This window comes from Chryseobacterium rhizoplanae (assembly GCF_900182655.1).
GTDB classification, from domain to species: Bacteria; Bacteroidota; Bacteroidia; order Flavobacteriales; family Weeksellaceae; genus Chryseobacterium; species Chryseobacterium rhizoplanae.
In genome coordinates this window covers 252,339-260,303 of sequence record NZ_FXTC01000007.1, presented here as the reverse complement: position 1 = coordinate 260,303, position 7,965 = coordinate 252,339, and the positions used below count along the sequence as shown (strand labels likewise).

Annotated in this window: 8 protein-coding genes; all 8 read right to left on the bottom strand. The window is 35.3% G+C overall.

All coding sequences use genetic code 11. The annotated features are described in order from the left end of the window. Window positions 1–426 precede the first annotated feature (426 nt). Window positions 427–1,107: a hypothetical protein gene (locus FN817_RS16705; RefSeq protein WP_142718934.1), complete on the bottom strand. Its 681-nt coding sequence runs from the start codon at window positions 1,105–1,107 to the stop codon at window positions 427–429. A gap of 5 nt (window positions 1,108–1,112) precedes the next feature. After that, window positions 1,113–1,976 (bottom strand): dTDP-4-dehydrorhamnose reductase, encoded by an 864-nt coding sequence (gene rfbD, locus FN817_RS16700; protein ID WP_142718933.1) that lies wholly within the window; start codon window positions 1,974–1,976, stop codon window positions 1,113–1,115. Between the two features lie 48 nt (window positions 1,977–2,024). Then, window positions 2,025–2,510 (bottom strand): acyl-CoA thioesterase, encoded by a 486-nt coding sequence (locus FN817_RS16695; protein WP_047377420.1) that lies wholly within the window; start codon window positions 2,508–2,510, stop codon window positions 2,025–2,027. A gap of 70 nt (window positions 2,511–2,580) precedes the next feature. Then, complete coding sequence (locus FN817_RS16690) at window positions 2,581–3,084, bottom strand: OmpH family outer membrane protein (protein ID WP_047424849.1); 504 nt, start codon at window positions 3,082–3,084, stop codon at window positions 2,581–2,583. 67 nt (window positions 3,085–3,151) lie between these two features. Further along, window positions 3,152–3,706: an OmpH family outer membrane protein gene (locus tag FN817_RS16685; RefSeq protein ID WP_142718932.1), complete on the bottom strand. Its 555-nt coding sequence runs from the start codon at window positions 3,704–3,706 to the stop codon at window positions 3,152–3,154. Window positions 3,707–3,714: 8 nt separating this feature from the next. After that, a complete protein-coding gene (bamA, locus tag FN817_RS16680) occupies window positions 3,715–6,249 on the bottom strand; it encodes an outer membrane protein assembly factor BamA (protein ID WP_142718931.1) in 2,535 nt (844 codons plus the stop codon). Window positions 6,250–6,276: 27 nt separating this feature from the next. Next, window positions 6,277–7,026, bottom strand: coding sequence for an isoprenyl transferase (locus tag FN817_RS16675; RefSeq protein WP_047424845.1), 750 nt, complete (start codon window positions 7,024–7,026; stop codon window positions 6,277–6,279). 1 nt (window position 7,027) lies between these two features. After that, on the bottom strand, window positions 7,028–7,918 hold the full coding sequence (gene porG / locus FN817_RS16670) for a type IX secretion system protein PorG (RefSeq protein ID WP_142718930.1): 891 nt from the start codon (window positions 7,916–7,918) through the stop codon (window positions 7,028–7,030). Window positions 7,919–7,965 lie beyond the last annotated feature (47 nt).

Sequence of the window (7,965 nt, the reverse complement as noted above, 5' to 3'; positions counted from 1 at the left end):
TTCTTAATGACCAAATGTTTTGAAAGAAAATTTTAAAGTTTTTTAAGTAACCTTAACCCCTCTCTCTACCTCAATCACCCTACTCCTGCGCTCCCTTTATTTGGGACTGCAAAGATACAAACTCTTTTTAAACTCACAACTCTTTTTGTAAAAAGTTTTAAAGTTTTTTCGCCTGTCTCTTCTTGAAGTATCTTAATGTCTTAGCTTATCTAAAAGCTCTTCTGCGCTACTGATATACTCTCGTTTTCAGTGGGGCAAAGATAGAAACTTACTACACACTACGCAACTTTATTTAACATAAATTTTACATCCCCGTAATATTTAACCCTAAACAACTGAAACAAAGGAACAAAAATTTTAAACATTTGTTCTCAATTTAAATCTACCGAAAGTAAAACCAGTAATAATACTGCTGAAGCCTATTTCTTAAGGATTGCTTTCTTTGTAAATAGCGCTCAAAAATTCAGCATAAGACTTTTCCAGCCCAATAATATCGCCGGATTTAAGATTCAAACCTCCTACTCCTGAGTTGTCCGACTTTACTTTTAAAGAGGAAACCTGAAAGTATAGGTTATCATCATTCGCCTTTGGCTGAACTTTGATAGTAGAACCTAAAAGTTTCTTGGTTGAAATAGCATAGATTTCTCCCGGAACAACTTTTAATTTTAAAAATGATCTTGGAGAGATAATATAGTCTTTACGATTGATGCTGATTTTCTGATCTTTTTCAGAGGAGGCAAATATATACATCTCGCCATGCTGAGCTGCTAACTTTTCTTTAGGTGTATAATATAAAGCAATCTTATAATTGGCGGCGTTGAATGACTGAGCTGTCCCATCTACATTTTCGAAGGGTTTTAATTCAAAGGTATTGGCACCGATCTCTTTTGCTTTTTTATAAACTAAAGAAAATATAAGTGCATCATCTTTTGAAAAACCCTGTACTTCTACTTCTCCTAAGTAAACGGCATCTGCAGCGGCGGCTTCTTTTTTATAAAAGAATTTATCCGGGTTGTCATTTGTTTTTTCAACCTTAGTCAGATAAACATTTTGGGCATTCCACAGCTGGATGCACAATACGGAAAAGATGATTGCAATATTCTTCATATATATTATTGTTGTGAAAGTGTATCAACACATTCTTCAAGACTGTTTTCCCAATGTTTGGGTTCAATTTTATAAGTCTCTTCTATTTTATCTAAAGACATTGTACTTCTTACAGGTCTTTTGGCAGGTGTTGGATACTGTTCGGTTGTTAATGGATTCAGTTTTACTGAAGATTTTGAAAATTCAGCAATTTTTTTGGCAAATTCAAACCATGTAGTCTCCGGATAGTTTGAAAAGTGGAAAACTCCGTAAGTTTTATGGTGAGCTTCAATAATCTTCATGATAGCTTCTGCCAGATCATTTGCATTGGTTGGCTGCCCAAACTGATCAGCAACTATTCCTAATTCTTTTTTCTGAGAGAAGAGGTTCAGCATTGTCTTCACAAAATTCTTATTAAATTCTGAGTACAGCCATGACGTTCTCAGGATAATTGTTTTAGAATTAATTTCCAGAGCAAGTTCTTCTCCTTTTCTTTTTGATTCTCCATATACTCCTATCGGATTGGTAAAATCATCTTCGGAATAGGGAAGGTTTGTGGTTCCATCAAAAACATAGTCGGTAGAAACATGAATCAGGGTAGTTTTATAATCTGCACATGCCTGGGCAAGATGAGCTACACCGTACGCATTTACAGCAAAAGCTTTTTCTTTTTCGGTTTCAGCCAGATCTACTGCTGTGTATGCTGAAGCATTGATGCAGTAATCAGGTTTGTTATCATAAAAGAAGTCATTCACCTGGTCTTCATTGGTAACATCAAGGGTGGATGAGTCTGTAAATAAGAATTCATATTGATGTTCAAAGTCCGGAGCTATTTTTCTAATGCAGTTTCCTAATTGTCCGTTGCTTCCTATTACTGCTATTTTTTTCATTTATATATTATTAATTTTTAAGTTGGAATCTTCAATAAGAGTTATTGATTAAGAATTTTTAGCATTTTGACTTCTTAAAAACTTCACTCTTGACTGGAAGTCTTTCTGGATCAAATCTACATAAAACTTATCGAAAATTTCTTTGACATCTTCAGGATGAACTTCGGATTTTCTTGTTTTGACATTGAAATAAATAACAGTTACCCAAAGTACGGCATGAATTGTTTTTTCATCTAAACTTTTCATCAGGATTTCCACTTTGGCAGTTCTATCCTGTACATCGATGGTTTTGCTGCTGATTACGACCTGGGTGTTATATCTTACTTCTTTTAAATAGGCTATTTCATTTTGAATGGCAATCCAGGTACAGCCGGTTTTCTTGGTATATTCTTCATAGGTAAATCCATAAAATGTTTCTACATGATCTTCTCTGGCATTGAACATATAATCCAGATATTTTACATTATTCAAATGTCCGATGGGATCACAGTCACTAAACCTAACTTTTACCGTAGTTGATACTTCTTTTTCCATTCCGCAAAAATAAAAAAACCACCTCTAAAAGAGGTGGTTAGTTTTATAAATCTTTGTTAATTTGCTGAAATTATTGAATTCCTAATTCTTTCTTTACAGCTGCAGTAGCATCTGCTCCTGCCTTATAAAGGAATGCAGGTGAGTTTGCATCCATAATGTAGTCATATCCACTAGCTTTAGCTACTTTCTCTACTGCATCATTCAGTTTTTTCTCAATTGGTCCGAAAGCCAAGTCTTGCTTACCTTGTAGATCTTTTTGAGCTTTGTCCTGCATTTGCTGGATTTCTTCAGCTAATTTTTTCATTTCAGCTTCTCTTGCTGCGTTTTCATCAGCTGTTTTTTTCGGAGCTTCTGTCTGATATTGCTGATATTTAGTTTGAGCTGCGTCTGCTTTTTTCTTAATCTCAGCCTGTTTTGTATCTAAGAATGTTTTAAGATCAGCATCTGCTTTCTTTTTCTCCGGCATAGCGTTAAGAACTCCCATTACATCTAAAGTAGCAATTTTTTGAGCTTTTGCCATACCTACAGATACAACCATCATTACTGCTGCAAATAATACACTTAATTTTTTCATAACTGGTAAATAAATAATTTAATTTGTTTTTAGATTTTAAAATATAGCAAAAGTTAATTTTTTAAACTTATTTTTTGCCTTTGCTATTTGTTTTTTCTTTCTTATCTGTTCCTTTCAGCAAAACAGACAATACTTTCTCGGTGTAATCATATTTAGACTGAAGGAAGATAACACTAATGTTATTGCTTTTATCAAGAACTATGCCCAAGCCATTTTTTTCGGACATTGTTTTGATGGCTCCCCAGATCTGATCCTGAAAAGGCAAAACAAGGTTTGTTCTCAGTTTTGTAATCTCACCGTTAGCTCCAAAACGTAAGCTAGTAGTCGTTTTAATATTTTTATCAAGGTCTACAACTTCTTTTTCTCTCAGTTTAAGCTGGTCCCCTATCAATAATACTTTTTCACTTTCGAAAGCAGCCTTTTTTCTTTCATATTCAGATTGAAGGTTTTGAAGTTCAGACTCCCAGGTATCGATCTGAGAATTCAGTCTTGCTTCAGCTTCTTTATACTGAGGTAATTTATTTAAAATTTCATTAGTATCCACCACTCCTATTTTCTGGGCATTGCTGAATCCAAAAAACAAAAGTAATGCGAATGTAAAAGTTATTTTAAAGTGCTTCATATGTGTAATTATAATGTTTGGTTCATCAAGAAGTGGTTACGCCATCCTGATTTATCACCTGATAATGTTTTATCAAGACCAAGTGCAAAGTCAAATCCGATCAATCCAAATGCTCCCATATATACTCTTACACCGATTCCGACTGATCTTTTCAATTGGAATGGGCTGTAAGAACTCCATGAGTTCCATACGTTACCTCCTTCAGCAAATGTCAGTGCGTAGATTTTTGCAGTCTGGCTCATTGAGATCGGGTATCTCAATTCTAAAGTAAATCTGTTATAGATTGTACCACCACCTGTCTGGGTAATATCATCTGCCTGGCCTCCTTCTGTACTGGCATTTTCATATCCTCTTAAAGGAATCAATTCTCTACCGTCATATCGACCTCCGAAAAGACCTGTACCTCCCATATAGAATCTTTCAAATGGCGGAGCTCCCAATTTACTGTTATATCCGTCCATGAATCCCATTTCTGCGGAAGATCTTAAGACCAGTTTTCCAATGATTTCATTATATACATCTGCCTTGAATTTAATTTTATAGAATTCCATCCACTTATATTTGTCGATAGCTGACATTGTGGAATAGTCTTTCTTTTTAAACAATGAGTATGGAGGTGTCAGTTTTGCTGAAAGCTCAATATTGGATCCCATTGTCGGGAAGATTGGGTCGATACCTGCAGAGTTTCTGCTCAAACCTAAGTTTACACTAAAGTTATTGGCAGTACCGTTAGTTTCCGTAGTATTTCCAAACTGGAAAGGATAGTTATTGAAGTCATACTTCTGGAACTGTAATCCAGTGTATAGTGAGAAGTAATCATCCGGCCAGTTTAACAGTCTGTTCAAACCTGCTGAAGCAGAGAAAATATTCAATTTCTGAGCAGCTCCGTACTGATCTGTATATCTTACTCTTGAGTTGTTCAAACTTACAGAAAGAGCTGTTGCTCTTGTACCAAATAACCACGGTTCTGTAAATGATACCCCATAGTTCTGGAAGTACTGTCCTGCCTGTACCTGAATAGAGAACGTTTGTCCATCTCCCTGTGGTACTGGTTTAAAGTCTTTAAACTTAAGGAAGTTCTTTAATGAGAAGTTATTAAATGTTAATCCTAAAGTACCGATGAAGCTGTTACCACCGTAACCCGCCTGCAATTGTACCTGAGAAGAACCTTTCTCTACCAGTTTCCAGTTAATATCCACTGTATTATCTACCTGGTTTGGCTGAATATCCTGCCCGATCTGCTGAGGGTCAAAGAATGACATCCCTGCCAGATCAAAATATGTTCTTTTAATTTCTGTTTTCTTGAACAGCTCTCCCGGTTTTGTTCTCAGTGCTCTAAGAATTACGTGGTCATGGGTTGTAGTGTTCCCCTGCCATGTTACCTTATTCCAGGTAGCCTGTTCTCCTTCATTAATTCTAACTTCCAGGTTTACGGCATCTCCTGACACTGATTTTTCAACAGGTGTTACATTAGAGAAAAGGTAACCATTGTTCATGTACACAGATTTGATATCTGAGTCATCTTCTTTACCACCGTCTTCTCCTACTTTTTTGTTGAATCCTACAGCATCGTAAATATCTCCTTTCTTATATCCTAATAATCTCTGTAAGTATTCTGTAGCGTAAACCGTATTACCTGTGAACGTAACGTCCCCGATGTAATATTTTTTACCCTCGTTAAGTTTTACATTGATTTCGTAGTTATTTCTTTTATTTCTCCAAACTGAGTCGGAAACGATTTTTGCGTCTCTATATCCCAGGGAGTTATAATAACTGATAAGACTTTGCTTATCCTCCTGGTATTTATCTTCAATAAATTTTGAGGATTTCAAAATACCACCAATACCGAAACGTTTTTGTTTTGTTTCTTTGAAAGCTTTGTTTCTAAGTTTTCTATCGGTTACATTTTCGTTTCCTTCAAATTCAATATGATCAATCTTAATTCTTTTTCCCTTTTCTACATTGATCGTCCAGTCTACTAAAGCAGGGTCTCCTGCATTTACTTTATCCTGAATGCTGATTTTTGCATCTGCAAAACCTTTTTTAATATAATCTTTAGGGACATTTGTTTTAAGACTAGAAACCAAGTTTTGAGTAATCTTAGTTCCTGGTTTAAGGTTGTTATCCTTTGCCAGTTTTTCACTTTTAGATTTACCAATTCCTTTTCCTGCAAATTTTACTTCTCCAAGTTCTTTCAGATCCTGCAGGTGAAATTTCAGAACGATTGTCTGTCCTTCAATGCTTTGAACATAAACTTCCACTTCAGAAAAAGATTGGGTATCCCAAAGTTTTTTAACAGCATTGCTGATTTTCTGTCCCGGAATGTCTACGCTTTCTCCTTTGGTAAGACCTGTAAATCTTAAGATCTGAGCTGGTGTATATTTTTTTACCCCATCTACAACGATGTCTTTAAGTGTATAAGTGCCTGCCTCATTTTCTGCATGAACAGCATTATTTACTTTTGTGCTGTCTTGTGGAGTTACTTGTCCATAAAAATGTGCAGAAGCAGCAAACATAATGATGGGTAATAGTCTAAACTTCATTTTATCGAGTCTTTCTTTTCTTAAATTTTATTGGCCTTTTACTTGCTCACCGGTTAAACCGTATCTTCTTTCTTTGTTTTGATAATCAACAATACATTGGAAGAAAATATCTTTGGTAAAGTCCGGCCACAGAACATTTAAAAACTGTAGTTCTGCATAAGCGATCTGCCAAAGCAGGAAATTACTTATTCTTATTTCACCGCTGGTTCTGATCAGTAAGTCTACAGGAGGAAAATCTTTGGTATAAAGATAGCTTTCAAATAAATTTTCGTTAATGTTTTCTATCTCTACTTTTCCTTCTTTTACATCAGAACTTATATTTTTAACGGCTTCCAATATTTCATTTTGTGAGCCATAGCTTATAGCCAATACAAGGTTTCCTTTTGTGTTTTCTTTTGTGAGTTCTACCACACGTTCCAACTGCTCTTTTACTAAAACAGGCAGTTTTTCCAGGTTCCCTATCACGTGCATTCTCAATCCTTTGCTGAAGATTTCTTCTGCCTCAAGCAGTAAGGTCTCTACCAATAAATTCATAAGAGTATTCACTTCTTCAGTAGGACGACTCCAATTTTCTGAAGAGAATGTATAAAGTGTTAGGTAAGGGATATTAATCTCATTACAGGCATTAATAGCATTTCTTACTGCATTAATGGCATTTTTGTGACCGAAAGTTCTTTCTTCGCCACGAGATTTTGCCCATCTTCCATTACCATCCATAATGATGGCTACGTGTTTTGGTAAATTCTCAGAATTTATTTTATCTTTAATCAACGACATATTATTCACAATAACATGGAGGTCTTCCGAACGAATACGTAAGTCCTAAACTGAAAGTATTCATCCAGTCCTTCGATCTACTATCTCCAATATTTCTCTTTTTAATAAACTCTGCTTCTCTTTCCTTAGAAACTGCATAATAATTTCCTGACTGTAATAATGAACCTCCTGTTGCAGGGTCCAAAATATCTGCGTTAAAAGAAGTTTTTACATCTTTATCAAGGATCTTACTGTGATCCAACTGATCTGTCAATGTATATCTGAATGTAGCTTCTGCAAATATTGCCCAGGAATGGTTGAATTTATACTTCAAACCTACCCCAAAAGGAATATGCATTGTTACTTTTTTCCCTAATGAATAATCTGTTTTCGTAGTGAAATCCAATTCATTGATTGGCGCCTGCGCCACACCATCTGCATCTCTTCTGAAATCATTCACAAGAGTAGCTTTAGGAGCATCAAACATCAAAGCACCAACACCTCCGAAGATATAAGGGCTCAGCATACTGATCTGCTCATTATTTACCGGGAAAAAGTTATATTCAAACATTAAACTCGCCTCATACACGTTATTTTTTCCGTATGAGTTTCTATTTCTTCTATAATCTTCTTTCGCAGCTTTATCACTAAACTGAATCTGGTTATAACCTAAATCCAATCTAATAGTCTGATGCGGATTAAAATTAAATCTATATAACAAACCTCCATAAAATGGGATGCCCCAATCTGACACTCTGTTTAAATCCAACGGCTTCTGTAAAATATAATTTGTCCTTCCTACATCTCCCACTAGGTTACTCATACCTAGACGAACTCCCAATTCGTTTCTTTGTGCTTTAACACTTACCACTCCAAGGAAGGCAAGGAAGCTAAACAATAATTTTTTATTCATAAAAGAATATGGATTTATGGTTATTTTAAAATTTAATTTTTGCAAAT

Excerpts from the sequence above, each read along its gene's own strand:
- FN817_RS16705 (WP_142718934.1), bottom strand. The coding sequence starts at position 1,107 with ATGAAGAATATTGCAATCATCTTTTCCGTATTGTGCATCCAGCTGTGG.
- rfbD (WP_142718933.1), bottom strand. The coding sequence starts at position 1,976 with ATGAAAAAAATAGCAGTAATAGGAAGCAACGGACAATTAGGAAACTGC.
- FN817_RS16695 (WP_047377420.1), bottom strand. The coding sequence starts at position 2,510 with ATGGAAAAAGAAGTATCAACTACGGTAAAAGTTAGGTTTAGTGACTGT.
- FN817_RS16690 (WP_047424849.1), bottom strand. The coding sequence starts at position 3,084 with ATGAAAAAATTAAGTGTATTATTTGCAGCAGTAATGATGGTTGTATCT.
- FN817_RS16685 (WP_142718932.1), bottom strand. The coding sequence starts at position 3,706 with ATGAAGCACTTTAAAATAACTTTTACATTCGCATTACTTTTGTTTTTT.
- bamA (WP_142718931.1), bottom strand. The coding sequence starts at position 6,249 with ATGAAGTTTAGACTATTACCCATCATTATGTTTGCTGCTTCTGCACAT.
- FN817_RS16675 (WP_047424845.1), bottom strand. The coding sequence starts at position 7,026 with ATGTCGTTGATTAAAGATAAAATAAATTCTGAGAATTTACCAAAACAC.
- porG (WP_142718930.1), bottom strand. The coding sequence starts at position 7,918 with ATGAATAAAAAATTATTGTTTAGCTTCCTTGCCTTCCTTGGAGTGGTA.